Here is a 16,308-nt window from a genome sequence, read left to right as displayed (position 1 = left end):
CGGGACTTCGGACCTAGGACGTCCCGGATCCCCGATCTCCGACCGATACCCGATGTACGGGGCATCCACTACCTGCGACCATGACCGGCATGGCAGACGTCCCGGCCCCCGCGCCCACCCGCACCTCCCGTTCCCGCATACCCACCGGCGCGTGGGCCGTCGTGCTCGCCGCCTGCACCGGGCAGTTCCTCGTCGTCCTCGACGTGTCCGTGGTCAACGTGGCACTGCCCTCCATGCGCGCCGACCTGGGGCTGAGCCACGGCGCGCTCCAGTGGGTCGTCAACGCCTACTCGATCGCGTTCGCCGGGTTCATGCTGCTGGGCGGGCGGGCCGCCGACATCTACGGCCGGAAGCGGATGTTCCTCGTCGGCCTCGGCGTCTTCACCGCCGCCTCCCTCGCGGGCGGCCTCGCCCAGGAGGGCTGGCAGCTCCTCGCGGCCCGGGGAGCGCAGGGCCTCGGGGCCGCCGTCCTGGCCCCCGCCACGCTCACCATCCTCACCGCCGCCGTGCCCGAGGGCCCCGCCCGGACCAAGGCGATAGCGACCTGGATGGCGGTCGGCGCGGGCGGCGGCGCGGCCGGCGGGCTCATCGGCGGGGTCCTCACCGACGCCCTCTCCTGGCGCTGGGTCCTCCTCATCAACGTGCCCGTCGGCGCCCTCGTCCTGGTCGCCGCCGCCCTGTGGATCACCGAGGGCCGCGCGGGCGACCGCCGCCGCATCGACCTGCTGGGCGCCGTCCTCGTCACCGCGGGCCTGGCCACCGTCGCGTACGGCATCGTCCAGACCGAGGCCGTCGGCTGGACGGCCGCCGCCACCCTCGTACCGCTGCTGTCCGGGGTGGCGCTGCTCGCCGCGTTCGTCCTGGTCGAGGCGCGGACGGCGGTTCCGCTGGTCCCGCTGCGGGTGTTCGGCGTACGGGCCGTCTCCTCGGCCAATGTGTCGATGTTCCTCATGGGGTCGGCGACCTTCTCCATGTGGTACTTCATGACCGTCTACGCGCAGAACGTGCTGGGCTACACGCCGTTGCAGGCCGGCCTCGCCCTGATGCCGACCTCGGCCGCCGTCATCCTCGGCTCCAAGATCGCGCCCCGGATCATGGTCCGTACGGGAGCCAAGAGCCTCGCCGTCGCCGGGGTGCTGACCACCGCCGCGGGCTTCGGCTGGCAGTCCACCATGGGCGTCGACGGCTCCTACCTCACCGCGATCATGTTCCCCGGCGTCCTGATGATGGCCGGCGCCGGACTCGCCTCCACGCCGCTGGCCACCCTCGCCACCTCCGGCGCGGCCCCCGGGGACGCCGGACTCGTCTCCGGCCTGGTCAACACCTCGCGCACCATGGGCGGTGCGCTCGGCCTCGCGGTGCTCTCCACGGTCGCGGCCGCCCGCACGGCGGGTTCCGTCGACCCGGCCGAGGTCACCGCCGGATACGCCACGGCGTTCCGTACGGCGTGCGCGGTGCTGCTGGTCGGCGTGGTCGTGATGCTGGCGTGGCTGCCGAACCACCGGACGCCTCGCGTACGGGAGGAGGAAGCGGCGGCGGCGAAGGTGCAGGCACAGGAACGGGTCTGAATCAGTCGACCTGACGTGACGTCACTCGATCTGACCTGACTCGACCTGACGTGACGTCAGCAGTCTTCCTAACTTCCTTGCGCTGAGCTATACATGGGCCATCGGCTAGAACGCGTTCTAGAACGGCGCGCTCTGCCGGTCCCCGCACGGCCTCGGTGCGGTCGGCGGTGCGGACAGGCCGCACCGAGGTCTCCCACCGTCGGTCCCTCACCGTCAAGGAGCGGCTTCGCCATGCCCATCGACACCTCAGCGGCCCTCGCCGCCGACCCCCGCCGGGCCGAGATCGCCTGGAACCACAAGGACGTCCAGCTCTACCACCTGGGCCTCGGCGCCGGCACGCCCGCCACCGACCCGGACGAGCTGCGCTACACGCTGGAGTCCCGGCTCCAGGTGCTGCCGAGCTTCGCCACCGTCGCGGGCGCGGGAACGGCCGCGTTCGGCGGGATGGGCGCGCCCGGCATCGACGTGGACCTCGCCGCCGTCCTGCACGGCGGCCAGTCCGTACGGGTCCACCGGCCGATCCCCGTCACCGGCCGGGCCGTCCAGACCTCGAAGGTGGCGGCGGTGTACGACAAGGGCAAGGCCGCCGTCATCGTGCTGCGCACCGAGGCGAGCGACGAGGACGGTCCGCTCTGGACCAACGACGCGCAGATCTTCGTACGGGGAGAAGGCGGCTTCGGCGGAGAGCGCGGGCCGTCCGACCGCCTCGCCGTACCGGACCGCGAACCCGACCGGACCGTCGAACGCCCGATCCGCGAGGACCAGGCGCTGCTCTACCGGCTCTCCGGGGACTGGAACCCGCTCCACGCGGACCCCGCCTTCGCCAAGCTGGCCGGCTTCGACCGGCCGATCCTGCACGGGCTGTGCACGTACGGGATGGTGCTCAAGGCCGTCACCGACACCCTGCTGGACGGAGACGTGTCCCGTATCGCCGCCTACCGCACCCGCTTCGCCGGAATCGTCTTTCCCGGCGAGACCCTCCGTATCCGGATGTGGTCGGTGGAGGACGGGCTGGCCCAGGTGACCGTCACCGCCGCCGAACGCGACGACGCACCGGTCCTCGCGGACACGCTCGTCGAACACTCCTGACCACTCCTGAACCCAGCAGCACTCATTCTCGGCAGCCGATTCGAGGGGAGCCGTACCCATGCGCGCAGCCGTACTGCACGAGATAGGCCAGGAGAAGCTGGAAGTCCTCGACGACGTCGAGGCGGTGGGGTTCGGCCCCGGAAAGGTCAAGCTCCGCATCCGGGCCACCGGCCTCTGTCACTCCGACGTCTCCGCGATGAGCGGCATCCTTCCGCAGCCCGCCCCGTTCATCCCCGGCCACGAGGGCGCGGGCGAGGTGATCGACGTCGGTGACGGGGTGAGCGGACTCAACGCCGGGGACCGGGTCCTCGTCTGCTGGCTGCCCGCCTGCCGGGCCTGTCCGTCCTGCAAGCGCGGCCAGCCCCAGCTCTGCCTGGCCGGCTTCATGAACGCGGGCACCCCCAACTTCAAGCGCCCCGGCGGCGACGTCTTCGGCTTCGCGGGCACCGGCACCTTCACCGAGGAGGTCGTCGTCGGCGCGGGCTGCGCGGTGCCGATCCCCGACGACGTCCCGTTCGCCATCGCCGCCCTGATCGGCTGCGGGGTCACCACCGGCCTCGGCGCGGCCATCAACACGGCGAAGGTGGAGGCGGGTTCGTCGGTCGCGGTGATCGGCTGCGGCGGCGTCGGCATCTCCACCATCCAGGGCGCCCGGGTCCAGGGCGCCGCCCAGATCATCGCCGTCGACCCGGTCGCCTCCCGCCGCGAGGCCGCCCTCCGCTTCGGCGCCACCGAGGCCGTCGCCCCCGACGAACTGGCCGACGCCAAGCAGCGCATCACCGGCGGCGAGGGGTTCGACTACGTCTTCGAGGTCGTCGGCAAGTCCGCCACCGCCCGCACCGCCTACGAGCACACCCGCCGCGGCGGCACTCTCTGCGTCGTCGGCGCCGGAGCGATGGACGACCACTTCCAGGTCAACATGTTCGAGCTGTTCTTCGACGAGAAGCGCATCCTGCCGTCGATGTACGGCGGCGGGGACGTGCTGCGCTCGTACGAGCGGGCCATCGCGCTCTGGCGGGCGGGCCGGATCGACCTGGAGTCGATGATCACCCACCGGGTCCGGCTGGAGGAGGTCAACGACGCGCTGGACCAGATGCGGACCGGGGAGTCGCTGCGTACCTGCATCGAACTCTGAACCCGGGCCCTGAACAACGACGTTGAGGAATGCCATGTCACTTCCCCTCCCGCTGGACGGGCTGTCCGCGATCGTCACCGGCGCCGGTCGCGGTCTCGGCCGCGCCGAGGCGCTGGAGCTGGCCCGGCTCGGCGCGGCCGTCGTCGTCAACGACTACGGGCAGCCCGGCCGCGACGGATCGGGCGAGGCGTCGGCCGCGCCCGCCGAGGAGGTCGCCGCCGAGATCCGCGCGGCAGGCGGCCGGGCCACCGCCCACCTCGGAGACGTCTCCGACCACGAACAGGCCCGAGAGCTGGTGGAGCTGGCGGTCTCCACGTACGGAAAGCTCGACATCCTCGTCAACAACGCGGGCATCCTCCGCGACCGGATGATCTTCTCGATGAGCGAGGACGAGTGGGACGCGGTCATCCGCGTCCACCTCAAGGGCCACTTCAACACGACGCACTTCGCCGCCGCCCACTGGCGCTCCCGCTCCAAGGAGTCGGGCGGCCCGGTGTACGGGCGGATCGTCAACACCTCCTCGGAGGCGTACCTCGCGGGCTCCGCCGGACAGCCCAACTACGCGGCGGCCAAAGGCGGGATCGTCGGCCTGACCACCTCCACCGCGCTCGCCCTCGCCAAGTACGGCGTCACCGCCAACGCCATCTGCCCGCGCGCCCGGACCCGGATGACCGAGGACGTCTTCGCGGGCTTCCAGGAACCGGCCGACGGCACGCTCGACGCACTGGCGCCCGAGCATGTCTCGCCGATCGTCGGCTACTTGGCCTCACCGGCCGCTGCTGGAGTCAACGGGCAGCTGCTCGTCGTCCACGGAGGCATGGCCGCGATCGTCGAACGGCCCAAGGTGGCGGCCAAGTTCGACGCGGCGAAGGAGACGTTCACCTTCGCCGAGCTGGACGAGCTGATCACCCCGTACTACGCGGACCGGCCACGCGGCGAGACCTTCGCGGCGGCCGAAGTGCTGGGCCTCAAGCGGGAGTAAAGAGGAGAACAGAAGGTGGGCCCGGGGGCGTACGGCGGTTCGCCGTACGCCCCCGGGCCCACCTCATGCTGCTGCGCTACGGCTCAGGCCGCCCGGGATTCCTCCTGGGCGGGCCTGCGGTGGCGTCCGTGCGGCTGCACCGACGTGTTCTCCATCGACGCACCCCCTCGGTGCTTTCCGGAACCGCCGGTCCCGGCCCCCTCCGCGCCGCCCCCCGGCGTGCGCGGCGTGGTCGTGTCGGTTCGGGCTTCAGACATCTGGGAAGTCACCCCGTTGTGATCGCTTACCTGGTACCTGTGTCGCACGTCGCACGTACGTTTTCGTGTTCTGCGGCTGCGTGGCCGGGCGCCGAGTTCAGTCAGGTGACGCCGTCCGGTGCAGAGGCGCCTGCCCCAACGGAACCGGCTTACACACGACAGGAGGGGTGACGGCGACGGACGGTTCCGTTCCGCTCGTATCGCCGTCCGTTCCGGCCGTCCCCGGCGGCGGTTCCTCGTCGCCCGGCGCGTGGAGCAGCGCCACACCGCAGGGCGTCGAGGCGTTCGCGTACGGGAGATGCAGCACGCCGTCCCGGCTCCAGTACCCGGCCCCCGCCGACCAGCCCTCCGGCGCCGCGAGCTGGTGCAGCCGCCGCCCCTGCGGACGCCAGATCCCCACCCAGCTCCCCGCCGCCCCGTCGATGCGCAGCGCGACGGCGCAGCTCTCCGGCATCAGCATCTGTCCCGGCTGTACGGCGAACGGCGTCACCGCCAGATCCGCCTGCCGCAGGCACTCCGGGAAGCGGACGGGCAGACAGCTGCCGAGGACGCCCCAGCCGAGCCGGTCGTGGCCCGGCGCGTTCGAGCGGATCAGCAGCAGCCCGCTGTCCGGGTCGGCCAGCAGCAGCCGGTCGTCGCTCTCCGGCGTGATCTGGAGCAGCGGGGTCACCTCGCCGTTCCGCTCCAGGTCCACGGCGACCGCCTTCACCGGCCCGCCGCCCGGCAGCCGCCGGTCCAGGGCCAGTATCCGGCCCGCCCGGTCCAGCCAGACGCCGCCCGAGCAGTGGCCCGGGATCTCCGCGACCAGCTCCGGCCCGAAGGCGCCGCCGGCCACCAGCCACAGCAGCGAGGAGTGGTCTCCGGGGGAGAGGCCGTACACGCTGGAGCCGTCCGGCGAAGGCGGCAGCAACGTCATCCCGTCGCACTCGACCGCGCCGAGGGCCAGTTCGCCGGTGGCGGGCCCGGTCGGGTAGAGCAGCGAGAACATCTGCCGGTCCGCCACCCGCCGCCGGATCAGCACCCGCCCGTCGGCGAGCGGCACCACCTGCGCGTCCGGCTCCTCGGGCTGGTGGAGCGGCAGCGGTACGGCGTAGGGCTCGGGCCCGTCCAGCGTCCAGCGCTCCGGGTACCAGGCCCGCTGCCCGCCGGGCGGGACGGGCGCGGCCGTCAGCCGGGCCCCGTACGCGCCGTCCGCGGTGAGCGTGAAGGTGCCGGGGGCGGGGGCGGGAGGCGGCTCGGCCCAGGGGGCGGCAGACCGCTCCGGCGGGGCAGCCTGCGCGGCCCGCTCCGGTGCGGCCGCCTCCATGGCCCGCTCCGGCACGGCAGCCTCCGCCGCCCCGACGGGTTCCTCCGGCTCGCCGGACTCTTCAGGGCCGGGATCCGCCGTCGTGGCGGCCCCGGCGGTTCCGCCCTCGATGGCACAGGCAGTCATGGGCTCGTCACCTCCGGCTACGCAAGCTAGTTTTCGCACTTCCTGCCGGACAACACGTGCCACCTCACTTCACACATAAGGGTGGTGATGCCCGGATTCTCCTGAGGTGAGGGGGGTGGGTGTGCTGCTGACGGCGGCGGCCGCGCCGGTCTGCTGGAGCGACCACCCGGGCTCCCCGCCCCACCTGCTGACGTGACGATGCGTGTCCGGCCGCCGGTCCTGGCGTACAGGTCCGGCGGCCAGGGGCGGCGGGCCTGCCCGGACAGGTAGCCTTTCCCCCGTGCCCCGTCTGTCTGAAGTCATCGCCGCCCTCGACGCCCTCTGGCCCCCCGAGCGGGCCGAAGGATGGGACGCGGTCGGCACGGTCTGCGGCGACCCGGACGCCGAGGTCGACCGGGTGCTGTTCGCCGTCGATCCGGTCCACGCGATCGTCGACGAGGCCCTGGAGCTCGGCGCCCAGCTGATCGTCACCCACCACCCGCTCTATCTGCGCGGGACGACGACGGTCGCCGCCGACACCTTCAAGGGCAAGGTCGTCCACACGCTCATCAAGCACGGCGTCGCGCTCCACGTCGCGCACACCAACGCCGACACCGCCGACCCCGGCGTCTCCGACGCGCTGGCCGGCGCCCTGGACCTGCGCGTCACCGGACCCCTCGTACCGGACCCCACCGACCCCCACGGGCGGCGCGGACTCGGCCGGATCTGCGAGCTGGACCACCCCGAGACCCTGGCCGACTTCGCCGCCCGCGCCGCCGCCCGGCTCCCCGCCACCGCGCAGGGCATCCGGCTGGCCGGCGACCCGGAGGCCCTCGTCCGTACCGTCGTCGTCAGCGGCGGCTCCGGCGACAGCCTCTTCGACGCCGTACGAGCCGCCGGGGCCGACGCCTTCCTCACCGCCGACCTGCGCCACCACCCGGCCTCCGAGGCCGTGCAGCACGCGCCGCTCGGCCTGGTCGACGCCGCGCACTGGGCCACCGAATGGCCCTGGTGCGAGCAGGCCGCCGCGCAGCTCGACGCGCTTTCCGACCGCCACGGATGGGACCTTCGGGTCCACGTCTCGAAGCAGGTCACCGACCCCTGGACCACCCACCATTCCTCTGGAGCCCCCAACTGAACGCCGCGCCCGCCGACCAGATCCGACTTCTCGACGTCCAGGCCCTCGACACCCGTCTCGCGCAGCTCTCCCACAAGAGCCGCTCGCTGCCGGAGCACGCCGAGATCGAGCAGCTGAGCAACGACCTCGCGCAGCTGCGTGACCTGCTGGTCGCCTCCTCCACCGAGGAGAGCGACACCACCCGCGAGCAGACCAAGGCCGAGCAGGACGTCGACCAGGTGCGCCAGCGCGCCGTCCGCGACCAGCAGCGCCTGGACTCCGGCGCGGTCTCCTCGCCCAAGGACCTGGAGAGCCTCCAGCGCGAGATCACCTCGCTCGCCAAGCGCCAGGGAGACCTGGAGGACGTCGTCCTGGAGATCATGGAGCGCCGCGAGGCCGCCCAGGAGCGGGTCGCCGAGCTGACCCAGCGGGTCGCCGCCGTCCAGGCCAAGGTCGACGACGCCACCGCCCGCCGGGACGCCGCCACCGCCGAACTGGACGCCGAGGCCGCCACGGTGACCAAGGACCGCCAGGTCGTCGCCGAGGTCATCCCCGCCGACCTGATGAAGCTGTACGACAAGCTCCGCGCCCAGCAGGGCGGGGTCGGCGCCGCCCGCCTCTACCAGCGCCGCTGCGAAGGCTGCCGCCTGGAGCTGAACATGGCCGAGGTGGGCGACGTGAGGGCCGCGTCCCCGGAGACCGTCCTGCGCTGCGAGAACTGCCACCGCATCCTGGTCCGCACCTCGGAGTCGGGCCTGTAATGAGCGCTGCCCGCCGGCTGGTGGTGGAGGCCGACGGCGGCTCCCGGGGCAACCCGGGGCCCGCCGGTTACGGCGCGGTCGTGCTCGACGCGGCCACCGGCGAGACGCTCGCCGAGGCCGCCGAGTACATCGGCGTCGCGACGAACAACGTCGCCGAGTACCGGGGCCTGATCGCCGGTCTGACGGCCGCGAAGGCGCTGTTGCCGGACGCGGGGGCCTCCGGGCCGGACCTGGAGGTCCACGTCCGGATGGACTCCAAGCTGGTGGTCGAGCAGATGTCGGGCCGCTGGAAGATCAAGCACCCCGACATGAAGCCGCTGGCGGCCCGCGCCGCCGCGATCCTGCCGCCGTCCTCGGTCACGTACGAGTGGATCCCGCGCGCGCAGAACAAGCACGCGGACCGGCTCGCCAACGAGGCGATGGACGCGGGCCGCGACGGCCGCCGGTGGGAGGCGTCCGCCTCCACCGCCGAACTGGACGCCCCCGCCCGCACCCCGCTGCCCGACCGGGGCCCGCCCGGCGACGCGGCGGCGGGAGCGGCGAAGGCGCGGGCGGCACTGGCGGCGGCGCGGAGCGGGTCGGACACCGGGACGCTGTTCGAGGTCGACGCCGGTGCCGCTGCTGCGGAAGAACCCGGGCCCACCGACGTCACCGAGGCCCCCGAGCCCACCGACGTCACCGAGGCCCCCGAGCCCACCGACGTCACCGCTGTGGCCGCGACCCCGGTCCCCCAGGTCGGCTGGGCCGCCGCCCCCGACCTCGGCGCACCCGCCACCTTCGTCCTGCTCCGGCACGGCGAGACGCTGCTCACCCCCGAGAAACGGTTCTCCGGAAGCGGCGGCACCGACCCCGAACTCTCCGCGGTCGGCCGCGACCAGGCCGCCCGGGCCGCCGTCCACTTCGCCGCGCTCGGCACCGTCCAGGAGATCGTCAGCTCACCGCTGCGCCGCTGCCGGGAGACCGCGGCCGCCGTCGCCGACCGCCTCGGCCTGGACGTCCGCATCGAGGACGGCCTGCGCGAGACGGACTTCGGCGCGTGGGAGGGGCTGACCTTCGGCGAGGTGCGCGAGCGGTACGGGGACGACCTGACGGCCTGGCTCGCGGACCCGGAGACCCCGCCGACGGGCGGCGGCGAGAGCTTCACGGAGGTCGCCGAGCGGGTCGCGGCCGCCCGGGACCGGCTGACCGCGCGGTACGCGGGCCGCACGGTCCTGCTCGTCACCCACGTGACCCCGATCAAGACGCTGGTCCGGCTGGCGCTGGAGGCTCCGGCGCGGTCGATGTTCCGGATGGAGCTGTCGGCGGCCTCGATCTCCACCGTCGCGTACTACGGGGACGGCAACGCCTCCGTACGCCTGCTCAACGACACCTCGCACCTGCGCTGAGCGGCCGGGGGCCGGCGAACCGGAGGCGGGGCTTCACGCCCCGAGCGCCGCCGCCTCCGCCGCGAGCCGGGCCACCCGGTCCCAGTCCTTCGCCGCGATCGCGTCACCCGGCACCATCCAACTGCCGCCCACGCACGCCACGTTCGGCAGCGCGAGGTACGACGGTGCGGAGGCGAGCGAGATGCCTCCGGTGGGGCAGAAGCGGGCCTGGGGGAGCGGGGCGGAGAGGGCCTGGAGATAGGCGGTGCCGCCCGCGGCCTCGGCCGGGAAGAACTTCATGTCGCTCACCCCGCGCTCCAGCAGGGCCACCACCTCGGAGGTGGTCGAGACGCCCGGCAGGAACGGCACACCGGACTGCCGCATCGCCTCCAGCACCGCGTCCGTCCACCCCGGGCTCACCAGGAACCTGGCGCCCGCGTCGACGGTGTCCCGTACGTGCTGCGGCGAGATGACCGTGCCCGCGCCGACGACCGCGCCCGGCACCTCGGCGGCGACGGCGCGGATGGCGTCGAGCGCGGCGGGCGTCCGCAGGGTCACCTCGATCGCCGGGAGCCCGCCCGCCACCAGCGCCCGCGCCAGCGGCACGGCGTCCGCCACGTCATGCAGGACGACGACGGGGACGACGGGGGCGAGGTCCAGGACGGAGGTGTCGGAGGGAGCGGCGGGCGGCGGCGAAGCGGGGGAGGAGGTCATGGGCCCCATCCTGCCGCGCCACGAGCGGTATCTGCAACGCCCGTTGCGGAGGACGCAATGCGACCAGGTGCGTCTCAGGTGGATCTCCGTCGCCCACCACAACTCAGCAACTCAGTGGATCTCCGTCACCACCACATCGAGCGACCACGGCCGCCCGGCGCGCGCGGGGGCCTCGGCCTCCACCACGTACCCGAGATCCCGCAACGCATCCACCAGTTCGGCCGGATCCTTGGGCCGAGCCCCCGCCGACAGCAGATCCCGGACCATCCGCCCCTTGGTCGCCTTGTTGAAGTGGCTGACGACGGACCGCTTCTCCACGCCGTCCACGATCTGCGACTGGAGCACCCGGACACTCGCCGTCCGCGCGGCCACCTCACCCTTCGGCTTCCACGCCGCCGCGTACGCCGAGGACCGCAGATCCAGGACGAGCCCGTTCCCGGCGGCCTCGGGCATGACCGCCTCCATGGGCGTACGCCAGTACGCGCCGAGCGCGCCGAGACCCGGGAGCTTCACGCCCATCGAGCAGCGGTACGGCGGAATCCGGTCGCCGATCCGGACCGCGCCCCAGAGCCCGGAGAAGACCAGCAGCGACTTCGCCGCGCGCCGGCGGGCGTCCGCGTCCAGGGAGGCCAGGCCGAGGGCGTCGTACAGGACACCGGTGTACAGCTCTCCGGCCGGCCGGGTCCCGGCGGTCCGCAGCTCGGCGTTCTTCCCGACCTCGCCGCGCAGCCCCACGCTCAGCCCGAGCACTTCGCGGGCCTTCTCCTCGTCCGCCTGACAGAGCTCGACCAGCTCCTCCAGCACCGCCGCCCGTGCCTCGGAGAGCCCCGGCAGCGACAGCGACTCCGGCTTCAGCGGAGCCCCGCGCCCCGAAGCGGCCTTTCCTTCGGAGGGCGGCAACAGCACGAGCACGGCGGTTCTCCTTCATACGCACGACGAGCGGTCCCGGCGGGCGTGCGGGCACTCCGGGGTCCTCGGCAAGGGTACGGGGGCGGGGACGGGCTTCTTGTACGGTGCCGGGGCCCCGGCACGCGCCACGGGGTATCGGGCCCCCGCCCCGTGACGATCCCCGGATGCCGCCCGCCCCATCCCCGCCTACGCTCGGTCCATGCCCCGCCGCCATCTGCGTATGACCGGAGCGGCCGACTGCTCGCTCGGGGCCGCGCTGCGCGACCTGCGTACCGAGCTCGACCTGCCCGCCGACTTCCCGGCCGCGGCTATGGCCGAGGCGGAGGCGGCCGTCCGGGACGCGGACCTGTCGGCCCACGAGGACGCCACGGACCTGCCCTTCCTCACCATCGACCCACCCGCCTCCACCGACCTGGACCAGGCGATGCACCTGAAGCGCCGGGGGCGCGGCTACCGGGTGCACTACGCCATCGCGGACGTCGCCGCCTTCGTCCGCCCCGGCGGCGCGCTCGACGCCGAGGCCCACCGCCGGGTCACCACGCTCTACTTCCCCGACGGCCGGATCCCCCTCCACCCCACGGTCCTCTCCGAGGGCGCCGCCAGCCTCCTCCCCGGCGCAACCCGCCCGGCCGCGCTCTGGCGGATCGACCTGGACAGCGACGGGCGAACGGTCGCCACCGACGTACGCCGGGCCCTGGTCCGCAGCCGCGCGAAGCTCGACTACGCGGGTGTGCAGCGGCAGATCGACGCGGGCACCGCCGAGGAGCCCCTCGCCCTGCTCCGCGACATCGGCCGGCTGCGCGAGGAACAGGAACGGGCCCGCGGCGGCATCTCGCTCGACGTCCCCGAACAGGAGATCACCGAGCACGACGGCTCGTACGGCCTCGTCTACCGTGCCCCGCTCCCCGCCGAGGCCTGGAACGCGCAGGTCTCACTTCTCACCGGCATCGCCGCCGCCCACCTCATGGCCGAGACCGGCACCGGCGTCCTCCGCACCCTGCCGATCGCCCCGGACGGTGCCGTCGCCCGGCTGCGGTGCTCCGCCCGCGCCCTGCGCATCGACTGGCCGCACCACGTCCCGTACGCGGAGGTCGTCCGCTCCCTGGACCCGGAACTCTCCCACCACGCGGCGTTCCTCCAGGAGTGCACCACCCTGCTGCGCGGCGCCGGATACACCACCTTCGACCACGGCGAACTCCCCGACCCCGCCGTGCACGCGGCCGTCGCCGACCTCTACACGCACTGCACCGCGCCGCTGCGCCGCCTCGTCGACCGGTACGCCTCCGAGCTCTGCCTGGCGGCCACCGCGGAGAGGGAACCTCCGGAGTGGGTACGGGAGGCCCTCCCCGCCCTCCCGAAGGAGATGGCCGAGGGGACGCGCCGCGCGAACACCGTGGAGCGGGCCTGCGTCGACCTGGTGGAGGCGGCGCTGCTGGAGGGGCGGGTGGGTGAGCTGTTCGACGCGTACGTGGTCGATGTCGGGGACCGGAACCCGGCCACCGGCACGGTCCACCTCCGGGACCCGGCGATCGTGGGCCGGATCGAGGGCGGTACGGCTCCGCTCCCGCTCGGCGAGCGGTTGCGGGTCCGGCTCACGCGGGCGGGCCCGGCGTCGAAGACGGTGCTGTTCGCTCCGGCGTGACCGGCTGCCGCCTGACCTGCTTCGGCCCGACCGGCTCCCGCGTGACCGGCTTCCGCCCGAGCGCGGCGACGGCCGCCCGAGCATCGTCGGCATGGAACCGGAGCGTACGCGCGCTCCCGCGCCGCCCGAGCGGCCGGACGAACTCCACCGGCTCCGCCAGCTCCACGGTCACCGTCGTCTGGCTCCCCACCGCCAGGTCCAGGACCCCGTCCTCACCGACCCGCACGAGCCCGCCGCCGTCGTAGCGCCGCTCCACCCGCGCGGCGGTGATGAGCGAGGCGGGCACCGGCAGGTCGAACAGGGCGCCGTAGCGCAGCCGCAGCGAACCGTCGGCCCCCACCACATGCGGCCGGGTCACGCAGGCCGCGTGCAGGGCGACGATGAGCACCGTCCCGTACACGCCGACCACGAGCAGGATCAGGTGGACCAGCGGCCAGGGGATCACCAGGGCCAGCACCACGGTCTCCAGGACGGAGGCGAAGAAGAACGCCCACATGGTCCCTGTCTGCGGCTCGGTGTACGAGAAGGGCAGCGCGCCCTCGGGGATCCGGTGCCGACGGCGTACGGCCCACACCCCCAGACTGTGCAGCGCCCGCAGCTCGTGCATCATCAGCCGCCGCACCGCCACCGGCACCACGGCACGCACCGCCGCCAGCGCGGCCGCCCGCCGCGGGTCGCCGGTCCGCCGCCGTGCCGTGTACAGCGGCCACATCACGGCGGCCTCCAGCGCGAGCACGCACACGACGAGCGCCTCGGCCGCCAGCAGGACCGCACCGGTGATCCGTACGCCTCCCAGCAGGCAGACCACCAGCGCCAGTTCGGCGGGCAGCAGCACCACCCACAGGGCGGCCCGAGCCGCCCGCAGAGCTGTCACTCTCACTCCGACCTCCCTCGCGTCGCGCGGACCCGGACGGCCAGCGCTTCCATCACCCGGCGCACCACCTCGCGCTGCGCGGGCGGATAGTCCTCCAGCAGCACCCGCCCGAACCCCGTCGGCGACGGCTCCCCGTCCGGGATCACCGCCAGGACCTCGTCCGGTACGGCGGCCACCAGCTCGGCCGCCAGGGGCGCGATCCGCGGATCGTCCACCCCGGCCCCGGCCAGCTCGTCCAGCCGCTCGTACAGCGCGCCGACACCGGGCTCCTCGGCCAGCGGCCGCAACGCCGCGTACAGCTCGGCCCCGGCCCCACCGCCCGCCGTGTCCAGCAAGGCCAGATGCTCCCGGTCCTTCGCCGCGGCCGGCGACCCGCCGGCGGGCGCACTCTCCAGGAGCGCGGCCAAGGCGGGCGAGAGCGGCCCGTCCGAGGTGAGCGGCGCCTCCAACAACGCCGCCAGCACCTCCCGCCGCTCCCGGATCTCCCGCTCCTGCCGCGCCAGATCCGCGTCCAGCTCCCCGAGCACCTCGACCAGCTCCCGCCCCTCGTCATCCGCCAGCACGTCCCGCACCTCGTCCAGCGAGAGCCCGATCTCGGTCAGCCGCCGGATCCGGGCCAGCAGCACGGCATCGCGGACGGTGTAGGCCCGATACCCGTTGGCCCGCCGACCGGGCTCGGGCAGCATCCCGATGTGGTGGTAGTGCCGAACGGCCCGGGAGGTGACTCCGACGAGCGCGGCGATCTCTCCGATACGCATGCGGCCAGTAGAAACCCTGACGCTGCGGCAAGGTCAAGCGCGGTTCGGCCGCCTCCGCCCTCTGCCCGTGGACTTGTGCCACGATCGGGGGAAGAACTCCCATCTCACGGACGGCTGGTCCCCCGATGTCCCAGTCTGGCGAGCGACCGAGGAAGGGGCGTGACATGACTGCCATGGCGCACGAGCCGCTCACGCAGGCGGAAGTCCTTCTGGAAGGCTTCCTGGCCCTGGACACACCGGAAGGCTTCCGGGCGGAACTGATCGAGGGGGAGATTGTCGTGACGCCGCCGCCGGACGGGGACCACGAGGACTACATCGGGCTGATCGTGGACCAAGTCGCCAGACGCGCCCGTACGCGCATGCAGTTCTCCGGGAACAAGGGCCTGAAGCTTCGCAGCGGCGGCGGCTGCCCGAAGAACCACGCCATCCCCGACGGCACCTTCGCCCCTCTTGACCTGAGACTGTTCCGCGGCGCCGACCCCTGGATGCCCTGCGAAGGCGTCGCCCTCGTCGTCGAGGTGACCTCCACCAAGCCCCAGGCCGACCGCGAGGCCAAGCGCCGCTGCTACGCCCGCGGCGGCATCCCGCTCTATTTGCTCATCGACCGCGACGCGGGCTCGGTGACCCTGTTCAGCGACCCGGAGGACGCCGACTACCGCCAGCACCTCACCATCCCGTACGGCAAGCCGCTCCCGCTCCCCGAGCCCTTCGCCTTCGATCTGGAGACCGGGGACTTCGGCTGAGCTGCCGATACGGCCCGGTAGGATGGCGGATACGGCAGACGAGCCGTGCGGACGGCCGCGTGAGGATCCTTCGGGACTCCTCCCGAGGAACGTCCGGGCTCCACAGAGCAGGGTGGTGGCTAACGGCCACCCGGGGTGACCCGCGGGACAGTGCCACAGAAAACAGACCGCCCGGGACTTCGGTCCCGGGTAAGGGTGAAACGGTGGTGTAAGAGACCACCAGCGCCTGAGGTGACTCAGGCGGCTAGGTAAACCCCACCCGGAGCAAGGTCAAGAGGGGTCGTTCCAGAGATGGAGTGGCCCTGCGTGAACGTTCGAGGGCTGCTCGCCCGAGTTCACGGGTAGACCGCACGAGGCCGGCAGCAATGCCGGCCCTAGATGGATGGCCGTCTCCCCGGCCGCCGCGAGGCGATCGGGAGACAGAACCCGGCGTACAGCGCGACTCGTCTGCCGGTGAGCGACAAGGGCCTCCGACCAGGTGTCTCACTTGGGCGGGGGCCCTTTCTCCTCCGTCGGCGGGTCCGTCGGCCAGCGGTCCGTCAGTTCTTCCGCGTACACCTGGGAGAGCGGCTGCGGACCCACGTACTGCTGGCAGGTGCACTGCCCGGCCTCGTAACGCAGCGGCTTCTTGTTCTCGTCCCAGGCCGTCGGGACCTCGACCTGTTCATGGCACCGGCCCCGCCTGTCGTGCTTGGCGAGGTGGTGGGTGCAGCCGCAGACCGGCTCCGGCGACTTGTGCGCGGCCTCCAGCGCGAGCCGCTCCTGCTTCGCGGCCTCCAGCAGTTCCAGCTTCCGTTCGTGGCGGTTGCGCAGGGCGGTGCGGACGGTGTCGGCGGCCCAGGCGAAGCCGCCGGTCCAGAACAGGATGAGAATCCACCAGAACCAGCTCATCGCGACCTTCCTCCCCCTGGACCCCCGGCCCTCTCTCGCGCCCGGGGCCCACACCGCCGTAGTAGACCAGCAATCGTGGACGGGCCTCAAGGC

General features: G+C 73.2%; 15 protein-coding genes and 1 other RNA gene. 10 read left to right on the top strand and 6 right to left on the bottom strand.

Annotation, left to right across the window (positions count from 1 at the left end):
- The first annotated feature begins 80 nt into the window (after positions 1–80).
- The 4 genes from ACQP09_RS08205 (at position 81) to ACQP09_RS08190 (ending at position 4,774) form a co-directional block, all read left to right on the top strand.
- Positions 81–1,568 (top strand): DHA2 family efflux MFS transporter permease subunit, encoded by a 1,488-nt coding sequence (locus ACQP09_RS08205; RefSeq protein WP_433397160.1) that lies wholly within the window; start codon positions 81–83, stop codon positions 1,566–1,568.
- A gap of 231 nt (positions 1,569–1,799) precedes the next feature.
- Entirely contained in the window at positions 1,800–2,657 is an 858-nt protein-coding gene (locus ACQP09_RS08200; RefSeq protein ID WP_433397158.1) for a MaoC/PaaZ C-terminal domain-containing protein, read from the top strand.
- Positions 2,658–2,715: 58 nt separating this feature from the next.
- On the top strand, positions 2,716–3,792 hold the full coding sequence (locus tag ACQP09_RS08195) for a Zn-dependent alcohol dehydrogenase (RefSeq protein ID WP_433397157.1): 1,077 nt from the start codon (positions 2,716–2,718) through the stop codon (positions 3,790–3,792).
- Between the two features lie 34 nt (positions 3,793–3,826).
- Positions 3,827–4,774, top strand: coding sequence for a 3-oxoacyl-ACP reductase (locus tag ACQP09_RS08190; protein ID WP_433397155.1), 948 nt, complete (start codon positions 3,827–3,829; stop codon positions 4,772–4,774).
- A gap of 354 nt (positions 4,775–5,128) precedes the next feature.
- Here the strand turns inward: ACQP09_RS08190 and ACQP09_RS08185 are convergent, their stop codons facing one another.
- Positions 5,129–6,463: a hypothetical protein gene (locus tag ACQP09_RS08185; protein ID WP_433397154.1), complete on the bottom strand. Its 1,335-nt coding sequence runs from the start codon at positions 6,461–6,463 to the stop codon at positions 5,129–5,131.
- Between the two features lie 280 nt (positions 6,464–6,743).
- On the opposite strand from ACQP09_RS08185, the gene ACQP09_RS08180 reads away from it, so the two are divergent.
- Genes ACQP09_RS08180 through ACQP09_RS08170 form a run of 3 tightly spaced genes read left to right on the top strand, consistent with a single transcriptional unit; the run spans position 6,744 to position 9,705 of the window.
- On the top strand, positions 6,744–7,580 hold the full coding sequence (locus ACQP09_RS08180; RefSeq protein WP_433397153.1) for a Nif3-like dinuclear metal center hexameric protein: 837 nt from the start codon (positions 6,744–6,746) through the stop codon (positions 7,578–7,580).
- Positions 7,577–8,320: a zinc ribbon domain-containing protein gene (locus ACQP09_RS08175; protein ID WP_404058663.1), complete on the top strand. Its 744-nt coding sequence runs from the start codon at positions 7,577–7,579 to the stop codon at positions 8,318–8,320. Before ACQP09_RS08180 ends, ACQP09_RS08175 begins: the two co-directional genes overlap by 4 nt.
- Positions 8,320–9,705, top strand: a complete 1,386-nt coding sequence (locus ACQP09_RS08170; protein WP_433397151.1) for a bifunctional RNase H/acid phosphatase — start codon at positions 8,320–8,322, stop codon at positions 9,703–9,705. Before ACQP09_RS08175 ends, ACQP09_RS08170 begins: the two co-directional genes overlap by 1 nt.
- Positions 9,706–9,738: 33 nt before the next feature.
- On the opposite strand, the gene eda is transcribed toward ACQP09_RS08170, so the two are convergent.
- Complete coding sequence (gene eda / locus ACQP09_RS08165) at positions 9,739–10,398, bottom strand: bifunctional 4-hydroxy-2-oxoglutarate aldolase/2-dehydro-3-deoxy-phosphogluconate aldolase (protein ID WP_433397149.1); 660 nt, start codon at positions 10,396–10,398, stop codon at positions 9,739–9,741.
- 111 nt (positions 10,399–10,509) lie between these two features.
- Positions 10,510–11,310 carry a peroxide stress protein YaaA gene (yaaA, locus tag ACQP09_RS08160; RefSeq protein WP_433397147.1) on the bottom strand — a complete coding sequence of 267 codons (801 nt, stop codon included), beginning with the start codon at positions 11,308–11,310 and terminating at the stop codon, positions 10,510–10,512.
- Between the two features lie 196 nt (positions 11,311–11,506).
- On the opposite strand from yaaA, the gene ACQP09_RS08155 reads away from it, so the two are divergent.
- Positions 11,507–12,949 carry an RNB domain-containing ribonuclease gene (locus tag ACQP09_RS08155; protein ID WP_433397145.1) on the top strand — a complete coding sequence of 481 codons (1,443 nt, stop codon included), beginning with the start codon at positions 11,507–11,509 and terminating at the stop codon, positions 12,947–12,949.
- Here ACQP09_RS08155 and ACQP09_RS08150 read toward each other — a convergent pair.
- Positions 12,900–13,829: a hypothetical protein gene (locus ACQP09_RS08150; RefSeq protein ID WP_433397144.1), complete on the bottom strand. Its 930-nt coding sequence runs from the start codon at positions 13,827–13,829 to the stop codon at positions 12,900–12,902. The two genes, ACQP09_RS08155 and ACQP09_RS08150, sit on opposite strands and share 50 nt — an antisense overlap.
- A complete protein-coding gene (locus ACQP09_RS08145; protein WP_433397142.1) occupies positions 13,826–14,581 on the bottom strand; it encodes a MerR family transcriptional regulator in 756 nt (251 codons plus the stop codon). The genes ACQP09_RS08150 and ACQP09_RS08145 overlap by 4 nt, the downstream gene beginning before the upstream one ends.
- Before the next feature lie 173 nt (positions 14,582–14,754).
- Here ACQP09_RS08145 and ACQP09_RS08140 point away from each other — a divergent pair, with 173 nt between their 5' ends.
- Together ACQP09_RS08140 and rnpB are read left to right on the top strand one after the other, a co-directional pair.
- Positions 14,755–15,324, top strand: coding sequence for a Uma2 family endonuclease (locus ACQP09_RS08140; protein ID WP_319173532.1), 570 nt, complete (start codon positions 14,755–14,757; stop codon positions 15,322–15,324).
- Positions 15,325–15,363: 39 nt separating this feature from the next.
- Positions 15,364–15,774, top strand: an RNA gene (gene rnpB / locus ACQP09_RS08135) — RNase P RNA component class A.
- Positions 15,775–15,807: 33 nt separating this feature from the next.
- Here the strand turns inward: rnpB and ACQP09_RS08130 are convergent.
- Complete coding sequence (locus ACQP09_RS08130; protein WP_433397140.1) at positions 15,808–16,215, bottom strand: hypothetical protein; 408 nt, start codon at positions 16,213–16,215, stop codon at positions 15,808–15,810.
- Positions 16,216–16,308 lie beyond the last annotated feature (93 nt).

This window comes from Streptomyces sp. CA-146814 (assembly GCF_050942385.1).
Classification (GTDB): domain Bacteria; phylum Actinomycetota; class Actinomycetes; order Streptomycetales; family Streptomycetaceae; genus Streptomyces.
The sequence above is the reverse complement of the archived record's forward strand: the minus strand, read 5'-3'. Positions and strand labels throughout refer to the sequence as shown.